We start from the raw sequence: 22,011 nt of genomic DNA, 5'->3' as shown, positions 1-22,011 counted from the left end.
TAATTTTTATGATGTCGAAATATTGATTTTATAGTTAGATCAATGGCTTTTAAAAATAAAAATCCATTTAAACTTATTTTAAGAAATCTTTTTCTTACAAAATATCCGGTAGTATTGATTTTTAAAAAACGTCTTGTAAAAGCAACTTATATCACTCGTTTTTTTTTAAATCGCTAAAAAAAATGTTTTTTACCGTTTTATTTTGTCACTCTAAACCAATCGACCGCTACACTTCCTGAATCGTTAGTCACTTTTTCGCTTAAAGCAAAAAGACCAACTTTAGCTCCAATCCATTTTCCTTCTTTTGAAACAAAATCATTTCCTATTGGCTGGTATTTTTTATCGTCTGAACTATAATAAAAAGTACAGATTCCGCCTTTCTTGATTTTAACTTTCAAATAAATTGTATTGTTAGAAATCAAAACCGGAGTAGATTCTGTTTCTTCAACCTTTTTATCAAAAGTTCCTGTTTTCTGATTCAGGTATAATTTTCCGTTATCATTTTTAAGATTCAAATAACTATAATCTAATCCCATAATAATTAAACCGGTGCTTTCGCCATTTAATCTTGTATTAAACGTCAATCTTGTGGTTACGGTAAACTCTTCAGCAGGAAATTTTTGAAGAAGTAAATTCGGTGCTTCAAAAATTTTCTTACTGTCTTTGATAGTGGGCAAGCAATATAAATTTAAATATCCTAAACTTGTTGGAAAGCCCCAATTATTCTGCGCATTTGCCTGCCATTGCCATTGCAATCCTAATTTTGGTGTATTAAATTCATCTGATTCTGCCGGAGTTTCAACTGGATATTGCTTCCCTACGTTTGGTTTTCTAAAAGTTGCAACCGGTTCTCCAATTCCGTTTTTATCAAAATCCTGTCCCATTACCGGCCAGTCATTTTCCCATTTCATAGGTTGCAAATGTACGATGCGTCCGTAGGCGCCTTTGTCCTGAAAATGTATAAACCAGTCTTCGCCGGTTTGTGTTTGTACCCAAGCGCCCTGATGCGGCCCATTGATATTTGTTTTTCCCTGTTCAAGAACTTTTTTCTTTTCGTAAGGGCCAAATACATTTTTAGATCTTAAAACGGTTTGCCAGCCTGTTGCAACGCCACCTGCCGGTGCAAAAATGTAATAATAGTTGTTTCTCTTGTAAAATTTTGGTCCTTCAATTGTTCCTTCACCATCGTGACCGTCTATCACCATAACTTCATCATTTTTTGTAGCTGTCCCTTCTGCATTCATGCTGCAAACGACCAACAAACTTTTGATTTTGGCGCGACTTCCGGCAAAGGCATGAACCAAATAAACTTTTCCATCTGTATCCCATAACGGACTAGGATCGATAAGTCCGGTTCCGGCTTTAACCAAAACGGGCTCCGACCACGGACCTTCTGCTTTTTGGGCTTTTATCATATAAATTCCGAAATCCGGATCGGGATAGTATATATAAAATTCATTGTTATGAAAGTTTATACTTGGTGCCCAGACTCCGTTTCCATGCTGAACTTTGTCAAAGGTTTCTACCGGTGTTTGTTTTATTAAGGCATGACCAATAATCTTCCAATTCACCAAATCTTTTGAGTGCAAAATTGGCAACCCCGGAATACAGTTAAATGACGAAGCTGTCATATAAAAATCATCTCCTGCTCTTACAACATCGGGATCTGAATAATCGGCATGGATAATTGGGTTGGTATAAGTTCCGTCTCCGTTGTCGGGTACCCAAACCTGAGCAAAATTTTTCTCTGTCAAAAAAACAGACAGAAACAAAATGATGAATTTTATATTTTTCATTTTCTTATAAATTAAACCCGACAGGTTTTGAAAACCTGTCGGGTTCTGAAACCAAAATTTATTCTAATAAAATATTATTTCTCAAATTTCCGAGGCTTCGGGATTGTTGGGTTTTATACTTATACAAGTTCAATTTTCTTTGTAGAATATTGGTGACGTCCTTCGACTTCGCTCAGGAGGGCAAACAACTCCGAATCTTCCCAAATTTTCGCGATCAACCATCAACACCAACCATCAACCATCAACCATCAACAATAAACAATTATCTCCCTAATTCTACAGCAGCCAAAATAAATGGTCCGGTTGCTTTTGGATCATTGTCTTTCTTTTTTTCCTTTACATAGTATTCGTATGAACCATCTCTGTATGGAGTTCCTCCCAAACCTGCAACCTGGCACGCCTGAGTTAAAGTGATTCCGCCATCGGCATCCACTTTAATTAATTTTGTTGTTAAGCCGTCAAATGCTTTGTTAGCCAGTTTTTTATATTTTGCAGGTAAATAGCCTTTATTTGCTCCTTTTGCAAAAGCATAAGCAAACATTGACGAACCTGAGGCTTCAAGATAGTTTCCTTCTTTAGCACCTTTATCTGTTACCTGATACCATAATCCTGATTTATCCTGATATTTAGCTATAGCCGCACAAACACTGTTTAAGTATTGAACTAATTCTTTGTGTTTTGGATGTTCTTTTGGCATATAATCTAAAACATCAACCAAAGCCATTACATACCAGCCTAAAGCTCTTGACCAAAAATTTGGAGAATTTCCTGTTTCTTTATTTGCCCATGGCATTTTTTTACTTTCGTCCCAACCGTGATATAATAATCCTGTTTTTGGATCTGTGGCATGCAACTGAATTTGTTCGAATTGTTTGGCTACATCATCCAGATTTTTTCCGTTTTCAAACGTAACTGTATATTGTGCATAAAACGGTTCTCCCATGTATAAACCGTCTAACCACATTTGGTTTGGGTAAATGTTTTTATGCCAGAATCCACCGCTTTGTGTTCTTGGTTGTTCTGCAATTTGTTTGCGCAATAATTGCATTGCTTTTAAGTATTTTTCTTCTTTGGTTGTTTCATAAATATTAAAAAGCAAACGACCCGCAACCACCATATCAATATTGTATTTCTCCAGTTCATAGGTTTTAATTGTGCCATCATTCTGAACCAAAGCATCTACATATCCTTTGATGTAAACCGGATATCTTGAATCGGGATTTTTTTTATATAATTCTTCTAAACCATGTAATACCAAGCCATGAACGTAATCCCATTTTGGCGTTTTTGAGTCGTCGATCATATACGCTTCAGGATGACGTTTCATCAACGTTAAAGCCATTTTATCTGCCCATTTTAAGTCTTTAGAAATAATAATATCTTTATTTACAGTTTCCTGAGAAATTACTTTACAGCTTGTAAACGCCATTAGAAAAACTAAAACTGCCGCTGTAAAATAAGTGTGTTTCTTATTATTCATTTTTTATATTTTTAAATTTTATCCTATTTATTTAATTCAATTGCACTGAGTAAAAATGCTCCGTAAGCAATTGCACCATTCTCTTTTGTTTTTCCCATTAGGTAATAATCGTTTGTACCATCGCGAAAAGGCTTTCCACCCAAACCTACATTTGGCGAAACATTCAGAATATTTACTTCGCCTTTTTTATCAATTTTTACAAACTCTTTTATAAAGCTGTCGAATGATTTTTTTGCGGTCGATTTATAACTCGCTCCTAAATATCCTTTGTCTGCTCCCTTTGCAAAAGCGTAAATAATCATTGCCGATGCCGAAGGTTCAACATAATTTCCGTACAATTCCGGTTTATCTGCAATTTGATACCATAAACCTGATTCGCTTTTGTATTGATTTACATTCTTAGAAATTTGGTTCAGATAACCAACCAAAACTTTATACTTTGGATGTGATTTTGGAAAATAATCTAAAGTCTCTACCAAAGCCATCATGTACCAGCCAATTCCTCTACCCCATATTGTTGGTGAAGTTCCCGTTTGTTTGTTTGCCCAGGCGATTTCTTTGCTTTCATCCCAACATTGATAAACCAAACCTGTTTTTTGATCTACCAAATGATTTTGCGCCAGCTCAAATTGTTTTGCAATATCGTCTAAACTTCTGCCCTTTTCGTACTTAATTGTAAATTGGGTATAGAAAGGCTCAGCCATATACAAACCATCAATCCACATTTGGTTGGGATAAATTTGCTTGTGCCAAAATCCTCCGCTTGGTGTTCTTGGCTGCGTTTCCAACTGATTTCTTAATTCGCCAACAAGATTAAAATAACGCGAATCTTTTGTTTCATCATATAAATTAAACAACAGTTTTCCCGGATTTAAGCAATCGATGTTGTATTCTTTTTGTTCGTATTTTTTAATATGTCCCGTGCTGTCGATCATTATATCAACATACTCTTTGATATAATTCAGGTATTTTTTATTGTTCGTTTTTTGGTATAATTTCTCGAAACCAGACAATACAAAACCCATTTTATAATCCCATTTCGGTTTCTCATTTCCATCAAGCTGCCATGCATTTGGGTATTTGCTCAAAATAGAAAGTGCTGTTCTTTCTGACCATTTTAAGTCATACGAAATTGGAGTTGTATCTGAAACGTTCTGGTTTTGCGCCATTGTTTTACTACCAAAAAACAGCAGTAAAACGATCGCACAATTTATAAAAGTGATCTTAGCAGAAACTAATTTATACATACGGTTACATTTTACCTTTTTTGTTTAAAATTTCTAATTTTTGATCTAAGTATTTTACAAAATCTTCTTTAGATTTAATTCCGTTTACCTCTTGCTCCCACGCGCCTAAAAGATAAAACGAAGTCGATTTTGTTGTAGGTTTAAATACTAATAAATAATCCAGATCTGTATCCTGAGTACTTTCGATTGTATTCACTTCATAAAAAATGGCCATTCCTAATTTATCCGGAACCAAAGATTGTGTGCCGTAAGTTGCCAGATAAGCCCATTTTTTATTTTTACTTTCTTTTTTAAGCAATTCCGTGTTCTTTTGCTTTACAATTCCGGTACAGATTCCTTTAATTTCTTTGGAAGCCTGAATGGTATGTTTTGTATAAAGTTCGTCTGGCTTAATGGTTAAAACTGAAGTGAAATCAATTTTGTCTGAAGCTGTTTTCCATCCGTAATAATTTACTTTTACTACAGATTCTTTTTCATTATTAAATACGGTTGCAATTGTCGAATCTACTTCTCTAAAATGCAATTTTTCATTGTTTAAATAACGATCTATCGATCCTATTCCGATTCCTTTTCCGGCTTTCAGAATATCAGCTCCCCAATCGCTCATTTCATGATACGAATCAAAATTATCCTGTCCTACTTTTGGCAGAATATTTTCTGAAGTTTTCTTTCCGAAAATATCAATCGCATTTCTCCAGTCTAAATATAAGCGGTATCCAATTCGGTTGTTTTCCCAACCCGGACCTTCATAACGAATATCAAAAGAATGATCTGTATGTTCCGGAGCCAGTTTTAATCTGTCTACATTTTTAAAAACTGTACCACCAATATATTTTCGCGCTTCCCATTTTCCATCTGTCTTTGCCGATATTTCAGCATATGTTTTATTCTTTTTGATGTCATATTTTTGAGCATTTACGGCTGTAATTCCTGCTAAAAATAAGATTGCTGCGGTGATTTTTGCTTTCATTCGTTTTGTATTATTTAAATATTTTATCCAAAAAATGTATTATGTACTTATTCATTTCATCAAACCAGGGTTGAAAAAACCAAAATGAATGTGGTGAATTTTCAATGGTCTGTACTTCATTGTATATTTTATTCTGATTCAGAATTGCTATCATATCATCTCTTCCGGCATGAAACCTCTCAAAACTACTGTTGATAAACAATATTGGAGGTGTATTTTTATCGGTGTGGCTTAAAGCCGATGCGTTTTTCCAATTATCAGGGTCTTCTTCGTAAGAACCTTTTAACCAAAACGATGCCATTTCTCCTTCTTTTGATTCGGGATGTTTAAAAGCTAAAATTCCGTCTACATCAATAATTGCATTTACTTTTGAAGAAGATTTACTTTTAAAAACCGAATCTTCAAAAGCTGTATTTTCATTTGTTGTACCAATCAAAGCAGCCATCTGACCTCCTGAGGAACATCCTAAAACAGCTATTTTGTCTGGATCAACATGAAATTTCTTAGCATTATCTTTTATAAATTTAATCGCGTTTTTAATATCATAAATCCCTTCCGGATATTTTGCTTCTAATGATAATTTGTATTCAACTGCAAAACACGAATAGCCTTTTGAGGCGATTTCCTGTGCTAAAACCTGCATTTGGTTTTTATTTCCTGATCGCCATCCGCCACCATGAATCATGATTACGGCAGGGTTTCCTTTTTTCTTTTTATAAAAATAAGCATCTAAATGTAATGCTCTGTTTTCTTTTTGATCGTAAACAACATCGTTGATCTGATCAACATTTTTATTCTTTTTTTCCTTTACTATTGTGATAAAAGGATATTGTTTTATGAGTTTAATGTAAGTACTTTTTACTGTGTACGATGTATCAATACTATATTGGCATTGCGCCGAAATGCTTTTTAAAAATAACAATAAAAATAATACAAATGGCTTCATTCTGAGCTTCTATTTTAGTTAAGAAAGGAGTCTGATACGGGATCAAACTCCTTTTTAACTACTTCAAAAAAACAATTTTCTCAAAAAAATTAAATTACTATTAATAATCACACACAATTAATAGGCAGGGTTTTGAGGGAAATTTTTATTTCTGTTTAAATCTAATGCTGACTGAGGAATTGGTCTCAGGATTTTAAGATTTCCGTTTTGTCCGTTAAAAACACTTGCATTAGTAATTTTCGGATTGTATAAAACAGTTCTTTGTACTAATGTTCCTGTACGTTTTAAATCAAACCAACGGTGATATTCTCCTAATAATTCTCTTCCTCTTTCATCTAATATTGTATTGATGTCGATTGACGTAAGAACAGGAATTGTGCCTGCTACTCCGCCTCCGGCTCTTCTTCTTACTTCATTTAAACGAGCTAAAGCTGTTGTAGATTCACCTGCTTTAAAATAAGCTTCTGCTGCAATTAAATACGTTTCTCCAAGTCGTGAAATAATAAAGTCACGTGTACTGCTTCTGTTGGTTGCAGGAGTAACTGGAGTTGTATTGTAGTTTGCACTTGTTGCTCCACTGTAAGGAGAAAGCGGATCATCAAATTTACGAACCGGAATCAAATTGTAATCTCCTCCAGACGCTGCTGCCGATGAATAGGTTCCCCAGTTATGGTATCTAAAACCTGTTGCCACTTTTCTTGCTGCATTGGCCGTATTCCAATTTGTTCTGTCAGTTGCCGTAAACCAGCTTGGCTCATAAAAATCGGTGATTTTCAAGGCCGATTTATCTGCAACATTATAAAAATCATAGTATTTGCTGTAGATTTCGTTCATAAAACTGCCTTCCCAACGTTTGTCTCCTTTTTCAAATAAAGACAATGCATAAGCAGTAGGACAAAGTGTATAACTTCTATTTGGGTACACGCCCGAGTTTGCAGGCCCTAAATAAGAACTAAACCAGTAGTTTTGAGAACTTCCCAAACCTGTTACACCTGTTGCGTTTGAAGCAACTGAAAACTGTACAGAAAATATAGTTTCAAGATTCATTTCGTTTCCTGGCTTTACTACATTATCAAAAGATACATTTAATGCCTGACCGTTAATAGCCTGATCTGCAATTGTAGCTGCTGTTGTAAAATCTGCCGAAGTTCCAAATGCTTCGTATCCTCTTGTCAGGTATACTTTTGCCAATAAATGCTGAACGGCTCTTTTATTTACTCTTCCTCCATAAGCTGCTGTACTTACTGCCGGCAGCGCTTCATTAAGATCTTTTAAGATTTGTGTGTAAACTTCTTCTGCTGTATTTCTATCAAAGGATGTCACCTCTGTACTGATATTGTCTAATACAATCGGAACTCCTCCATAGGTTTGAACTAATAAAAAGTAAGCGTTTGCTCTTAAAAATTTCAATTCTCCAATTCTGGTTTCCAATGTGCTGGTTTTTTCAGTTATTGTCGAATAATACAATCCTTTGTTGGCTTGCTGAATACCAGTATAACAAGTTCTGTACAATTGATCAACTCCTGCAGATGATGAAGATAAAGTCAGATATTTACTTAATCCTTCCGGTTCCTGATTTCTTCCCTCAGAATACATATCTGTACCTGCTTCAAATAACCATGGGTCACCACCGTAAATATCTTTTAGTGTCGAATAATTAGTGTTTATTAAGGATTCAAATCCCGGACCTGTGATAAAATACTGGTCTGCTGAACCGTAAGAACGGTTTTCTTCTTCTATATAATTGGAGCAGGAATTTAAACTAAGGGTTAGAATTCCTATAAGTATGATAACTTTTTTCATTTTCTTTAATTTAAAATTTTAAACTTAATCCCATTTGTACCGTCATTGTAGACACACGGTTAACCGCTAGTGCTGCTGTTGCCCACTCCGGATCATACCCTTCATAATCGGTAAATACAAACGGATTCAATACATTCACATAAAAACGCATGCTTTTAAGTTTCAGTTTATTAAGCAAATCATTATCAAGACTATAGCCTACTGCTATATTTTGCACTTTTACGAATGATGCATCTTTGTAAAAAGCAACATTGTTTGTATCATAATAAACACCTGCGCCACGTGGTAACGGGTTTGTGTTTGAATATTGTTGTGCAATACCAGCTCCATTAGCAGGAATATACCAGTCTCCTAAATCTAATTTTTGACGACCTCTGTCTGTAACGTCAGCAAAATTATCGTGGAAACCACTAAATACTGTCATTCCCTGATTTGTGATTAAAGACAATGACAAATCGAATTGTTTAACTCTTAAAGTAGTAGAAAAACTTCCAGACCATTTAGGATCGTAATTTCCTAAAATTGCACGGTCATTATTAGCATCAATTTTTCCGTCGTTGTTTAAATCTTTTACTTTTGCCTCACCTGGTTTCTGACCATAGCTTAAAGCTTTTGCAGCTTCACTTTCCTGCCAAACTCCATCAAAAACGTAGTTGTAGTACGAATGAATATTTTCTCCAATAAATAAGTTGTTTCCAACATCATCAACCTTATCTTGTCCGTAGATAGATTCTAATTTGTTTACATTTTTTGTGAATGTAAAACTAGTTTCCCAAGACACATTTTTAGTCTGAATGTTTTTAGTTACCAATGCAACCTCAATACCTTTATTACTCACCGAACCAACGTTTGAAGTCATCGTAGGAACTCCTATTTCTAAAGGTAATGCTTGTTGGAATAATAAATCTTTAGATAATCTGTCGTAAACATCAACACTACCCGAAATTCTGTTTTTCACAAATCCAAAGTCTAAACCTAAATTCACCTCTCTGGTTTTTTCCCAGCTTAATCCTGGGTTTCCTAAACTTGCAGATGTATACCCGTTTGCAACTGTACCATTAAAATCATAATAGGTTGGCACTTTTAAGACATTTAAACTTGAGTATGGGCTCACATTATCATTTCCTGTATAACCAAAACTTCCTCTCAATTTAAGATTAGATACAGCAGAAGCATTTTTCATGAAATTTTCCTGATGAATATTCCATCCTAAAGCTACAGATGGGAATGCTGTCCATTTATTTCCTTCAGCCAAAACAGAAGAACCGTCATATCTCACAGAAGCTGTCAATAAATAACGTCCCTTGAAAGCATAATTAAGACGAGCTGCATAAGATTCTAATGTGTTTTTAGAATATGGCAAAAATACTCCTGACGGAATCAAAGCAATTGTTCCTGATGGCGTTAAAGAATAGGTTGACTGAGGCCCTGAAGCTAAATTATAGAAACCTGTATCGAATGGATTTTCTCTTGAAGATTGAAAATACATTTCTGTGGTATTAGAATAAAAACTCTGAAGTCCTAAGAAACTAAATACATGGTTTTCCTTTAATGTATAATTGATATTAAACTGATTGTCCCAAGTATAATTGAAATTTGAAATATTGGTTACGTCCCCAGAAGTCAAACTTTTATTTTTAAGACCAAAATCGGTTTGAGCACCTAAAGATCTACCTTCTCTTGCATCCTCTTTTCCAGCAGAAAATGTAGTTTTAAATGATAACCAGCTTGTTGCTTTGTATTCTGCAAAAATATTTCCAAGTGTGATCCATCTGTTGATCTCGTCGCTGGAGTTTCTAATTTCTAAAAGCGGATTGTAAGAACCTGTTTTATTAATTGCAAGGTTACCATTAGGATATCTTAATGTACCTGGTTGTTGTGCATAAGTTCCAACAATCTCATTACCTGCGGCATCAATTGCCCATGGCGACGTATATGGATTTTGTCTGAAAGCTTCCTGCATAGCAGTTGCACTACCTAATTGTTCTTCCGTTTTAGAGATTGTAAGGTTTGCTCCAAATGAAATCTTATCATTTACTTTATGGTTTAAACCTGCTTTGAAATTGTATTTGTGGATTCCTTCATTATCAATAACTCCGGTTTCTTTTTGTGCGCCTAAACCTAAGTTATAAGAAAGTCCATTATCTGCACGACCACTAACGTTTAGATAATTGTTTGACATCATACCACCTTTTAGAACTGCATCCTGCCAATTAAAACTTTTATTATTGGCTACTCTTTGAAACAAAACCGGATTTGTACCCGCCTGACCAACTGCAGTATTTAATTCTGTTGCATCAATATCCATATAAGTTGGATTTGTAGCAGAAATACTCGTAGCCAAAAATGCAGATTGATGGTAATACCACCATTTTTCAGGGCTCATTAATTTTGGTAATCTCACTGCTTCTTTATTTCCGTAAGAAGTATCAAAAGAAACTACAACCCCAGATTTAGCATTTGCGCCACTTTTTGTTGTTACAATGATTACACCACTTCCTCCTCTTGAACCATAAATAGCCGCAGAAGATGCATCTTTAAGTACGTCCATTCTGGCAATATCCTGTGGATTCAAAAAGTCGATATTATCTGTTGGAACACCATCTACTACAAAAAGAGGTTTAGAACCGTCTTTATTGATTGAATTTGATCCTCTGATAACAACATTAAAACCATCACCAATACGACCTGAATTTGAGGTTATCTGTACCCCGGCAATTCCCCCCTGGATTGCTTCCATTGGGTTTGTCACATTTCGTTCTGTAATTTTAGCTGCAGATAAAGTATTTACCGCTCCTGTTACATCTGTTTTCTTTACTGAGCCATATCCTACAACCACAACTTCTGTAAGTGCATTTGATTGTTCTGAAAGGCTCACATTTACTTTAGATTTTCCGGCAATATTAACTTCCTGTGTCTGAAAACCTAAATAACTTATTATTAATGTAGCTTTATTATTGGTAACATTAATTTTAAAACTTCCTTCAAAATCTGTCGAAGTACCATTTTTAGTTCCTTTTTCCTGGACATTTACCCCTGGCAGGGATAATCCTTTAGCATCTGTAATTTTCCCTTCAACAATGGTCGATTGTGCGCTCACGGCATTCATCAAAAAGAAATTCAGGAAAAATAAAAATACAAGATTGTATTTTATTTTTTTCTTTGATAATTGTTCAATGTTCATAATTGGTTTTTGGTTTGGTTAAATGTTAATTTAAGTAGTATTTAGTTTTTAAGCGATTCTATTTTCTTTCCATTTATATAAGTGTTTATAAAATTTACATTTTTGACGTTTTTAAGAGAAAAGACCGAATCTACTTTTGCAATCGTAACATTTTTAAATGTGATGTTTTCTATTGGTGATGTTGCATAACCATCAGCAAAAATTCCATATTTGCCCCCGTTTTTCACTTTAATATTTTCAAGATTTATATTCCTGATTGTAGGGATAAAATTTCCGGACTGACTCCCATATACATCATAAAACATGGTCACTCTCAAGACACATTCTTTAACGGTTCCTACTTCTATATTTCTAACAAAAATATCTTCGGTTGTTCCGCCGCGTTTTGAATTTGTTTTGATTCTGATGGCGCGATCCAGCTCTGGACTATCCATTACACAGTTTTCTACATACACATTATTCACGCCTGCTGTAATTTCACTTCCCATCACAACTCCGCCATGACCATCAATCATTTTGCAGTTTTGAACGATGATATTTTTACTCGGAATTCCAACTCGTCTTCCGTCTCCGTCTCTGCCCGATTTTATGGCAATACAATCGTCTCCTGTATTAAAAGTGCAGTTTCTGATAATTACATTTTGAGAATATTCAGGATCACAACCATCATTGTTTGGTCCGTGGCTGTTAACTGTGACTCCGTCGATAATTACATTATTTGATTTTAAAGGATGAAGAATCCAAAATGGCGCATTTATAACCGTAATATCTTTCACTAATACAGTATTACATTCAAAGAATTCAATAAAATTCGGACGCAAATAATGACCTTCTCCAAAAATGCGTTCCGAAACCGGAATTCCTTTTTCGGCCATTTCTACCAAATTGTCGCGATTAAGCGGATCCATCTGGGAAGGCTGTCCTTTTTCCCAACCGTATTTTTTATGTCCGCACCAGGACCACCAGTTTGCATTATTCGCTTGTCCGTTTAAGATTCCTTTTCCGGTTATCGCCACATTCGTTTTATTCCTTGCATATATAAGAGGTGAATAATTCATTAATTCAGTCCCTTCAAAAGAAGTATGTACAATTGGATAATCTTTTGAATTGGTACTGAAAAGAATTTCAGCCTGATCTTCTAAATGTAAATTCACATTACTTTCTAAATGAATCGGTCCTGTTAAGTATTTTCCGTCTGGAACTACAACTTTTCCTCCGCCATTTGCTGCACATTTTTGAATTGCTTTCTCAAAAGCTAACGTATTCATCGTTTTTCCATCTGCTACAGCTCCAAAATCATTTATGTTATAGGTTTTGTCTAAAAAGCGGGTTTCTGGAATACTTTTTATGATCAATTCCATCTTTTTCCAGGGATTAGTCTCAGAAACGCCCGAAACTTGTTTTCCGCATGATAGAACTACCATCGAAAAGACAATTAAAGAAGCAATTGATTTTAACACTATAAACTTATTTGCAATCATTTACGTTGAAATTAATGTTTTGACAAGCAAAATGTCGAATTATTGTAATCGATTACACGAAAGTATAAAAATTGTTTCAACACAGCAAATTAATTTAGAAAAAATTTATATATTTAATTTTTATTTTAAATTATATTTACACTTAATATAAAAAAACGCACAATTTGTTATCATTATAAAACCGAAAACGTTTTAATTATAAATTATGGTAATCGATAACAATAAATATTGAATTATATAAAAAAAATGTATTTTTGTCTAGAATTAAATCTGAAAACCTTTTAGAATGAGCGAAAAAATAACCATTTATGATATTGCCAAGAAATTGAATATCACTGCTGCAACTGTTTCCAGAGCGTTAAACAACAATCCGAAAATAAAAGAAAGCACCCGCGACCTGGTTATTAAAACCGCTGCTTCTATGAACTACAAGCAAAATAAATTGGCGCTGGCATTAAAAAGCGGACGAAGCAATAACATTGGTGTTATTGTTCCTCGTATTGACAGTAACTTTTTCGCTTCTGTTATTAGAGGTATTGAAGAAGAACTTCAACCACACGGTTATCAGGTAATTATTTGTCAAACACACGAAAGTGCCAAAAGAGAAAATGAAAATCTCTATACTTTAATTGATGCTCAGGTAGATGGGATCATCATGTCGGTTACTGATGTGACCAGCGAGAATGATCCGGCCTTTCGTTATGTATTAGAAAAAAATGTACCTCTGATCTTTTTTGACAGAAGTAAACATATAGAAGGTGTAAGTTCTGTAACAATAAACGACTTTAAAGGTGGTTACATTGCTACTAAACATCTTATTGATGAGGGTTGTCGTGCCATTGCCCATTTTTCCGGAGATCAGTCTTTTGAGATTTTCAAAAACAGGTTTTTAGGTTACAAACAAGCTTTACTGGATAACGGAATGGAATTTAATGAGGAATATGTTATTCAGACCAAAAGTAGTCTGGATGCCGGCAAAGCAGCTGTAGATAAATTACTTCAGCTTTCTACTCCTCCTGATGCTATTTTTTCTTCGAGTGATTTTGCAGCATTAGGCGCTATTCAGGAACTAAAAGAAAGAAATATTAGTATTCCAAAGGACTTTTGTGTGGCCGGTTTCAGTAACGAACCTTTCACTAAATTTATGGAATTATCTATAACTTCTGTAGATCAGTCTTCTTTGGAAATGGGAAAAATGTCTGCCCGTGTTTTCTTAGAACAAGTAGACAAAACCCACACGATAAAAATCGAAAAAAAGGTAGTGCTTGCACCTGAATTACACATCCGTAAATCATCTTCGAGAACAAACTCTTAGTAGCTTTTTTTCAAAATATTAAACCATATAAGTAATATAAGACAATTTAAGCTTTGTCTATAAATATGATTTATATGGTTTCTTTTTTTTACATAAACGTCTATTCAAACAAGACCTTTTAAATGAACTTACCCAACTTATAAGGTAAAAAAAAAGACGCACTACTGTACTTCTCCACACATTGACTTATATGCTTTTCTTTTACAAATAAGTCTATATAAAAACTTTTTCAAATGGACTTATATAACTTATATGGTAAAAAAAAAAGATGCACTACTGTACGTCTCTACACATTGACCTATATACTTTTCTTTTACAAATAAGTCTATATAAAAACTTTTTCAAATGGACTTATATAACTTATATGGTAAAAAAAAAGACGCACTACTGTGCGTCTCCGTATTTTAACTTATAGGTAAAAAAATTAAAGCGAAACTCCTCTTTTCCAAGGAATAAAATCGTTTTGATTTAATATCGCTGCTTTTGTTTTGATAGTACCGCTGGCAACATCAATAATAAATTCAAGCATTTCATCTGCCATTTCATCAATTGATTTTTCACCGGTAATAATTCCTCCTGTATCGATGTCGATAATATCAGACATTTTAGCTGCTAAATCAGAATTGGATGAGATTTTAACAACCGGCGCAATCGGATTTCCGGTTGGAGTTCCTAATCCTGTGGTAAACAAAACCATGTTTGCTCCGGAACCTACCATTGCCGTTGTACATTCTACATCGTTTCCTGGTGTGCAAAGCAAGTTCAATCCCGGTTTTGTAATGTATTCTCCATAATCTGAAACACCAACAATTGGAGAAGTTCCTCCTTTTTTTGCTGCTCCTGCAGATTTCATTGCATCTGTAATTAAGCCGTCTTTAATGTTTCCCGGAGAAGGATTCATATCAAATCCTGAACCTGCATCTACAACCGTTTTCTCGTACCATTTCATTAATTCCAGAAAACGTTCTCCGCCTTCATCCTCAACACAACGGTTTACTAATTCCTGCTCTACTCCACATAATTCCGGGAATTCAGAAAGTATCGTAGTCCCTCCTAAAGCCGCTAATAAATCTGAAGTCACACCTAGTGTCGGGTTTGCAGAAATTCCTGAAAACCCATCAGATCCACCACACTCTAAACCAATTTTAAGTTTAGATAAAGGTGCTGGAGTTCTTTCCAGTTCGTTTGCTTTTTTAATAGCTTCAAAAGTATCTTTTACAACGCTGCTTAACATTGCTTCAATAGTACCAATTTGTTGCTGATCGTAAATCAAAACTGGCTTTTTACTATTTGGATTAATCTCATCTAATGCATCTTTAAAAATCTGAATCTGAAGATTCTGACATCCTAAACTCAAAACGGTAGCTCCGGCAACATTTGGATTATTTACATAACCTGCCAATAACTTCGCCAGACTATGAGAATCCTGACGAATTCCGCCGCAACCACCTTGGTGCGTAATGAATTTTACTTCAATATTTTTAAATAAATCGTCTTCATTCGATTTTACCTCAGTTCCTTCAGATCCGTTTTCTTTACTAACTAAAGAACGAAGAAGTAATTGATAATCATTCTCTTTTGGCTTCATCAATTCCTTTTCGAAAATATCTTTCAGGATTTCGATATTTCTATTTTCACAGAAAACTAAAGGAAAAAACAACCATACATTTTCAGTTCCAACTTGTCCGTCTTCTCTGTGATAGCCCAGGAAAGTTCTATCTTTCCATTTATCAATATTTGGTGCAGTCCAGCCAATAGTCTCCGTTTTCCCTGTAACTTTATCACTTTCGTGTTTTACATTTCCTGTAGAAAGTAATCCTCCTACTTCAATTCTGGCGCTTGCTTTTCCCACCAAAACCCCATACATAATAATCCTGTCTCCTACATTAAAAGGAACCATTGCGATTTTATGTTTCATTTTCACATCAGTTTCAACAGTAATATCCGAACCTTCGAAGTTGATTACTTCTCCGGCAGAAAGATTTACTAAAGCAACCGCTACATTATCAGTAGGATGAACTTTTATTAATTTTTTTTGCGTTGCCATAACTATAGTATGTAAATTCTTTAATTTAAATATTTTTGAAAGTTGACGAAACCTTGCTCTACGCCATTTGCATCAATTTCTTCCAATGCTTTTGTAATTGCATCTGTCAGCGAAGGAATTGTAGTTAAATCTTCCTCCCAGAAACTCTTATTCTGCAAAGTAAGTCGTGCTATTTTATTATAATCATCTGATGTCCAAAGTCCGTCAAAGAAAGAAGTAATATCTTCGCTATCATTAACCGGTAAACTTTCTCCTTTCCATGTTCCTTTATAGAAACGAATTAAACAGGCAAAAGCAAAAGTCAAATGCACTGGAAGTTTTTTGTGAACAGCAACATAACCTGTTAAACTTGGCAAAACACGTACTTTAAATTTCGAAATTGAATTTAAAGCAATAGAAGACAATAAGTGTTTGATAAACGGATTTCTGAAACGATCTAATATTTCTTCAGCAAAACTGGTAAGTTCAGCTCTGTCCATGTTTAAAGTTTCATTGATTTCGTCAAAAACTACTTTATTCACGAATTCTCCTGTGAATACATTATCAACGGTTTCTTTTACAGTTTCATTTCCGTAAAGCAAAGAAAAAGGTACCATTGCAGTGTGTGCACCATTTAGAATTCTAACTTTACGTGTACGATATGGCTGCATATCTGCCACGATTTTTACATCTAAATCTGTTTTGTCAAAAGGAAGTTTTGCTTTTAGTTTATCATCTCCTTCAATTACCCATAAAAAGAAACTTTCGGCACTTACGATTAAATCATCTTTATAAGTAAGCTGACTATTGTATTCTTCTATCTGATCTCTTGGATATCCGGGAACAATTCTGTCAACCAAAGTATTATGGAAAGAACAATCCTCTATTAACCAATTTTTAAATGCTGGTTCCAGATTCCAATCTGCACAATATTTCAAAACAATTTCCTTTAAAGTATCAGAGTTATAATTAATTAACTCGCAAGGAATAATTGTTAGAGCCTTAGATTTATCACCTTTAAAATGCTTAAATCTTTCATGCAAAAGTACCGTTAATTTTGCAGGAAAAGAAACCGGAGGCTGCATCGTTGGCAAATCAGATTGAATATACTCGATACCCGCTTCTGTTGTATTTGAAATGATAAAAGCCAGTTCTTCTTCTTTAGCCAAAGCTAAAAACTCCTGAAAAGAAGCATAAGGATCAACTGCTTTTACAATATTGGTAATCAATTCTTTTTCCTGAATTTCTTCTCCTTTTTTAACGCCTTTCATGAACAAAGTATACAAACCATCCTGATCGTTGATCATTTTCACCAATCCTTTATCAATAGGCTGTACAACAGCAATTCCGGCATTAAAATCAGCTTCATTATTTAATTTCTGAATAGCATATTCTACAAAAGCTCTTAAAAAATTACCTTCTCCAAATTGTACAATTTTTATCGGAAGTTTTTCTGAAAGCCCTGTATTTGATCTATTTATTTTTTCCATTATAAATCTCTTTAAAGTGTTATAAATAACCACATTTAAATACCTTACCTATTGTTTTTGGGAATTTACATTGTAAAAGAAGCATTACACCTGAAAGAGTAAAATAAAGCCTGCTGTGAGGAGTGACAAGATCTATTTATGCAAGCGTAATGCTCAATTACAACATCTAAAACTCTAAAAAAAACGCAATCTAAATAAGGAATTGGTATGATTATTCCCTATTTATTTTTTAATATTTTTTATGATATCCAAAACCTGACTTACCTTTTTTTGAAGTCCGTCAAAGTCTTTATTATCAAGTATATCTTTCGAAATTAATTGCGAACCGATACCCACACAAAATGCACCTGCATTAAACCAGGAAGTCAAACTTTCAACAGTTGGCAAAACACCTCCAGTTGGCATTATGCTTGTCCACGGGCATGGTCCTTTTATTGCTTTTATAAATTCCGGTCCATAGATATCACCGGGAAATAATTTTACAATTTCACAGCCTAATTCTTCGGCTCTTGCAATTTCCGTAAGAGTTCCGCAGCCTGGCGACCACAATACTTTACGTCTGTTGCAGACAATTGCAATGTCTTCTCTAAAAACCGGAGTTACAATAAAATTTGCTCCTAAGCTCATGTATAATGAAGCTGAAGCCGCATCTGTAATAGAGCCAACTCCTAACATCATTCCTGGCAATTCTGCCAATGCGTATTTGTTTAAAGCTCCAAAAACTTCATGCGCAAAATCACCTCTGCTGGTAAACTCCATTAATCTGGAACCTCCGTCGTAACATGCTTTTAAAACTTTTTTACTTAATTCGATGTCAGAATGAAAAAACAACGGAACCATACCGTTCTCTTTCATTGTCGAAGCAACTTCAATTCTTGAATATTTTGCCATTTTTTATATTTTTTATCTTGATACTAATGCAGAACCATCACCATCAATCATATTTTCAACTTCTTTTAATGTAACCAGATTGTAATCTCCTGCAATGGTATGTTTTAAGCAACATGCTGCAACTGCAAAATCTAATGCTCTTTGATTATTTTTCTGATATTCCAATAAACCGTAAATTAATCCGCCCATAAAGGCGTCGCCACTTCCTACGCGGTCTACAACCGGAGTAACTTCTTTAACTGCTGCACTGTGAATGGCTTTTCCATCAAATAGAATTCCTCCAATTCTTTGATGTGAAGCACTAACAGAATAACGAAGCGTAGTTGCGGCTATTTGTAGATTCGGAATCAAATCAAACAGTTTAGTATATAAAACCGGAAGTGATTTCTCATCCTGATAATTTGGGTTTACCTTAGGAATTCCGAGCATAAAATAGGCTGTATCAATATCTCCTAAAATTACATTGCTGTATTGCAGCATTTCCGGCATAACTTCACTTGGTGTTTTACCGTATTGCCAAAGTTTTGATCTGTAATTTAAATCGCATGAAATTTTAATCCCTAATTTATGAGCCGTTTGAATCGCTTCTAAACAAGCCTCTGCGGCACTTTGAGAAATTGCCGGAGTAATACCGCTCCAATGAAACCATTCAGCACCATCAAGAACTTTTTCCCAATCAATCTGACCTTTTCCAATAGTTGACATTGCACTGTGAGCACGATCATAAACAACATTACTTCCGCGGGTTCCGGCACCGGTTTCCAGAAAATAGATTCCTAAACGTTCTCCTCCATACAGAATGTTTTTGGACTCAACGTTCATTTTTCGCATTTCCTTTAAGGCCGATAATCCAATTTCATTTTCAGGTAATCTGGTAACAAATTCAGCATTTATACCATAATTTGCCAGAGATACACAAACATTAAACTCGCCGCCGCCATAGGAAGCACCAAAGGCTTTTGCTTGTGAAAAACGTAAATGTCTCTCCGTCGAAAGACGAAGCATGATTTCTCCAAATGCAACTACTCTACTCATATTTTTTTTTATTTTACCATTAAGAAAATTAAGCTTTACTTTTTTTAAAATTCTGCACTTAAAACTTTAAGTTTATTAAGTATTACTACTTCTTTCTCTTAATGCCTTAATAGTTAAATTATATCTATTAAAATTTGAAATATTCTTTTGCGTTGTTATATGAAATATCAGAAACTAATTTTCCGATCCATTCCATATCGTTTGGCAATTCTCCGCGTTTTATTTCATCTCCTAAAAGATTACATAAAATACGTCTGAAATATTCGTGTCTTGGGAACGATAAAAAGCTTCTTGAATCTGTCAACATTCCAACAAAACAGCTAATTAAGCCCATATTTGAAAGTGCATTTAATTGCTTTGTCATTCCGTCTTTCTGATCCAAAAACCACCATCCAGACCCAAATTGTACTTTTCCGCGAACGCTACCATCGTTGAAATTTCCAATCATGGTTGCCATCACTTCATTATCTGCAGGATTCAGATTGTAAATAATTGTTTTAGTCAATTTGTCTTTACTGTCTAAAGCATTCAGGAAAGAGGATAATTTTTGCGCCTGAGGATAATCTCCAATAGAATCCCATCCTGTATCCGGGCCTAAAATCCTGTGCATACGCGCATTATTATTACGAAGTGCACCTAAGTGAAATTGTTGTACCCAGCCAAACTCATGATAAGTCTCTGATAAGAATAACAAAATGGCACTTTGAAATTTCAACGCTTCTTCTGGCGTAATAACTCGGTTTTCTCTTTTCTTTTTGAAAATTGCAGCTACTTCATTTTCTGTAAATTCTTCAAAATAAATCTGATCTAATCCGTGATCACTTAATTTACAACCATTTGCAGCAAAAAATTCAATTCTCTTTTTTAATGCGCTTCTTAAATCAGAATAAGACTGAATTGCAATTCCGGACACATCCCCTAATGTGTCCAGATATGCATTATAACCCTCATTAGAAATAAGGATCGCTTTATCAGGTCTGAAAGCTGTACTCATTTTAGTTCCAATTGGATTTTGAGTCAGTTTTTGATGAAACTCTAAACTGTCAATCGGGTCTTCGGTAGTACAAACTAATTCAGCATTTACTTTTTTAAGCAGATTTTGTGTGCTATATGCCTGAGAATTTATTTTCTCAGAAGTTTCGATATAGATTTTCTCTGCTGTTTTTTCATTCAGAAGATCATAGATATCAAAATAACGTGCCAATTCTAAATGCGTCCAGTGATACAATGGATTACGCATCGTGTACGGAACTGTTTTTGCCCAGTTTAAGAACTTATCTTTATCTGAACCCTTTCCTGTTACAAACTGCTCGTTGATCCCCAAAGTACGCATTGCACGCCATTTGTAGTGATCTCCGTTAATCCAGACATTTGTTATGTTATCAAAAATTTTATCTTCAGCAATAAACTGAGGATTCAAATGATTGTGGTAATCTATTATAGGCTGATTTTTAGAATAATTATGATATAACTCTTCAGCATATTTATTTTCAAGCAGAAAATTATCGTTTATAAAAGTGTTATTTGAACTCATGTCTTTTTTATAAAATTGAATCGTTATTCGTTTGATGGTTTACCAATAGTTGCAAGAATTCCACCATCAACGTATAAAATATGTCCGTTGACAAAATCACTTGCTTTAGAAGATAAAAATATAGCTGCTCCGGCCAAATCACCCGGATCTCCCCATTTTGCTGCCGGCGTTCTGCTTATAATGAAATCATTAAAAGGATGTCCGTCAACTCTGATTGGTTTTGTTTGTTCGGTTGCGAAATAACCAGGACCAATTCCGTTAATCTGAATATTGTGTTTTGCCCATTCTGTTGCCATGTTTTTGGTCAGCATTTTCAAACCGCCTTTGGCAGCTGCGTAAGCACTTACCGTACTGCGCCCCAATTCACTCATCATAGAGCAGATATTGATAATTTTACCCTGCTTTCTTTCGATCATTCCTTTTGCAACATGTTTTGAAACAATAAACGGACTAACCAAATCAATATCAATCACTTCTCTAAAATCAGCAACTTCCATTTCAAGCAAAGGAATTCTTTTGATAATCCCTGCGTTGTTAATCAGAATATCAATTGGTCCGACTTCGCTTTGAATTTTCTGAACAGCCTCAATAACTTCTTTTTCTTCTGTTACATTAAACTTATATCCAACTGCATTGATTCCTTCGCTTTTAAGCTCCTTTACGGCATCATCTATTTTTTGCTGAGAAGAATTACCATTTACAACTATCGTTGCTCCTGCCTGACCTAATCCTTTTGCCATTGCCATACCAAGTCCGTGTGTACTTCCTGTGATAAGGGCAACTTTTCCTTTTATATCAAATAAATTTGTCATA

At 34.7% G+C, this 22,011-nt stretch carries 15 protein-coding genes; 1 reads left to right on the top strand and 14 read right to left on the bottom strand.

The genetic code is table 11. The features are described from left to right. Positions 1 to 197: 197 nt before the first annotated feature. The 8 genes from KHA98_RS21735 to KHA98_RS21700 form a co-directional block, all read right to left on the bottom strand. On the bottom strand, positions 198 to 1,796 hold the full coding sequence (locus tag KHA98_RS21735; RefSeq protein WP_213260091.1) for a glycoside hydrolase family 43 protein: 1,599 nt from the start codon (positions 1,794 to 1,796) through the stop codon (positions 198 to 200). Positions 1,797 to 2,058: 262 nt separating this feature from the next. Beyond that, complete coding sequence (locus KHA98_RS21730; RefSeq protein WP_213260090.1) at positions 2,059 to 3,276, bottom strand: glycoside hydrolase family 88/105 protein; 1,218 nt, start codon at positions 3,274 to 3,276, stop codon at positions 2,059 to 2,061. A gap of 23 nt (positions 3,277 to 3,299) precedes the next feature. Continuing rightward, positions 3,300 to 4,523 (bottom strand): glycoside hydrolase family 88/105 protein, encoded by a 1,224-nt coding sequence (locus tag KHA98_RS21725; RefSeq protein ID WP_213260089.1) that lies wholly within the window; start codon positions 4,521 to 4,523, stop codon positions 3,300 to 3,302. A 4-nt stretch (positions 4,524 to 4,527) separates the two neighbouring features. Next, the gene (locus KHA98_RS21720; protein ID WP_213260088.1) at positions 4,528 to 5,493 is read right to left on the bottom strand and encodes a DUF4861 family protein; all 966 of its coding nucleotides are present in this window, start codon (positions 5,491 to 5,493) and stop codon (positions 4,528 to 4,530) included. 10 nt (positions 5,494 to 5,503) lie between these two features. After that, positions 5,504 to 6,439 carry an alpha/beta hydrolase gene (locus KHA98_RS21715; RefSeq protein ID WP_213260087.1) on the bottom strand — a complete coding sequence of 312 codons (936 nt, stop codon included), beginning with the start codon at positions 6,437 to 6,439 and terminating at the stop codon, positions 5,504 to 5,506. A gap of 117 nt (positions 6,440 to 6,556) precedes the next feature. Further along, complete coding sequence (locus KHA98_RS21710) at positions 6,557 to 8,242, bottom strand: RagB/SusD family nutrient uptake outer membrane protein (RefSeq protein ID WP_213260086.1); 1,686 nt, start codon at positions 8,240 to 8,242, stop codon at positions 6,557 to 6,559. A 10-nt stretch (positions 8,243 to 8,252) separates the two neighbouring features. Then, on the bottom strand, positions 8,253 to 11,426 hold the full coding sequence (locus KHA98_RS21705; RefSeq protein WP_213260085.1) for a SusC/RagA family TonB-linked outer membrane protein: 3,174 nt from the start codon (positions 11,424 to 11,426) through the stop codon (positions 8,253 to 8,255). 41 nt (positions 11,427 to 11,467) lie between these two features. Continuing rightward, positions 11,468 to 12,850, bottom strand: coding sequence for a glycoside hydrolase family 28 protein (locus KHA98_RS21700; RefSeq protein WP_246522478.1), 1,383 nt, complete (start codon positions 12,848 to 12,850; stop codon positions 11,468 to 11,470). Positions 12,851 to 13,193: 343 nt separating this feature from the next. Between KHA98_RS21700 and KHA98_RS21695 the strand changes: the two genes are divergently transcribed. Then, positions 13,194 to 14,222, top strand: coding sequence for a LacI family DNA-binding transcriptional regulator (locus KHA98_RS21695; protein ID WP_213260083.1), 1,029 nt, complete (start codon positions 13,194 to 13,196; stop codon positions 14,220 to 14,222). A 424-nt stretch (positions 14,223 to 14,646) separates the two neighbouring features. Here the strand turns inward: KHA98_RS21695 and KHA98_RS21690 are convergent, their stop codons facing one another. From KHA98_RS21690 to KHA98_RS21665, 6 genes are all read right to left on the bottom strand, one after another. Further along, positions 14,647 to 16,269, bottom strand: a complete 1,623-nt coding sequence (locus tag KHA98_RS21690) for a UxaA family hydrolase (protein WP_213260082.1) — start codon at positions 16,267 to 16,269, stop codon at positions 14,647 to 14,649. A 20-nt stretch (positions 16,270 to 16,289) separates the two neighbouring features. Continuing rightward, the gene (locus tag KHA98_RS21685) at positions 16,290 to 17,738 is read right to left on the bottom strand and encodes a tagaturonate reductase (RefSeq protein WP_213260081.1); all 1,449 of its coding nucleotides are present in this window, start codon (positions 17,736 to 17,738) and stop codon (positions 16,290 to 16,292) included. Positions 17,739 to 17,960: 222 nt separating this feature from the next. Further along, on the bottom strand, positions 17,961 to 18,629 hold the full coding sequence (locus tag KHA98_RS21680) for a bifunctional 4-hydroxy-2-oxoglutarate aldolase/2-dehydro-3-deoxy-phosphogluconate aldolase (RefSeq protein WP_213260080.1): 669 nt from the start codon (positions 18,627 to 18,629) through the stop codon (positions 17,961 to 17,963). A gap of 12 nt (positions 18,630 to 18,641) precedes the next feature. Then, complete coding sequence (locus KHA98_RS21675) at positions 18,642 to 19,664, bottom strand: sugar kinase (protein WP_213260079.1); 1,023 nt, start codon at positions 19,662 to 19,664, stop codon at positions 18,642 to 18,644. Between the two features lie 127 nt (positions 19,665 to 19,791). Then, positions 19,792 to 21,198: a glucuronate isomerase gene (gene uxaC / locus KHA98_RS21670; RefSeq protein WP_213260078.1), complete on the bottom strand. Its 1,407-nt coding sequence runs from the start codon at positions 21,196 to 21,198 to the stop codon at positions 19,792 to 19,794. A 23-nt stretch (positions 21,199 to 21,221) separates the two neighbouring features. Then, entirely contained in the window at positions 21,222 to 22,010 is a 789-nt protein-coding gene (locus KHA98_RS21665; RefSeq protein ID WP_213260077.1) for a gluconate 5-dehydrogenase, read from the bottom strand. Position 22,011 lies beyond the last annotated feature (1 nt).

Source organism: Flavobacterium branchiicola (genome assembly GCF_018383905.1).
In the GTDB taxonomy this organism is placed as follows: Bacteria; Bacteroidota; Bacteroidia; order Flavobacteriales; family Flavobacteriaceae; genus Flavobacterium; species Flavobacterium branchiicola.
Note: the sequence above shows the minus strand (reverse complement) of the source record. Positions and strands in the feature narration are given on the sequence as shown.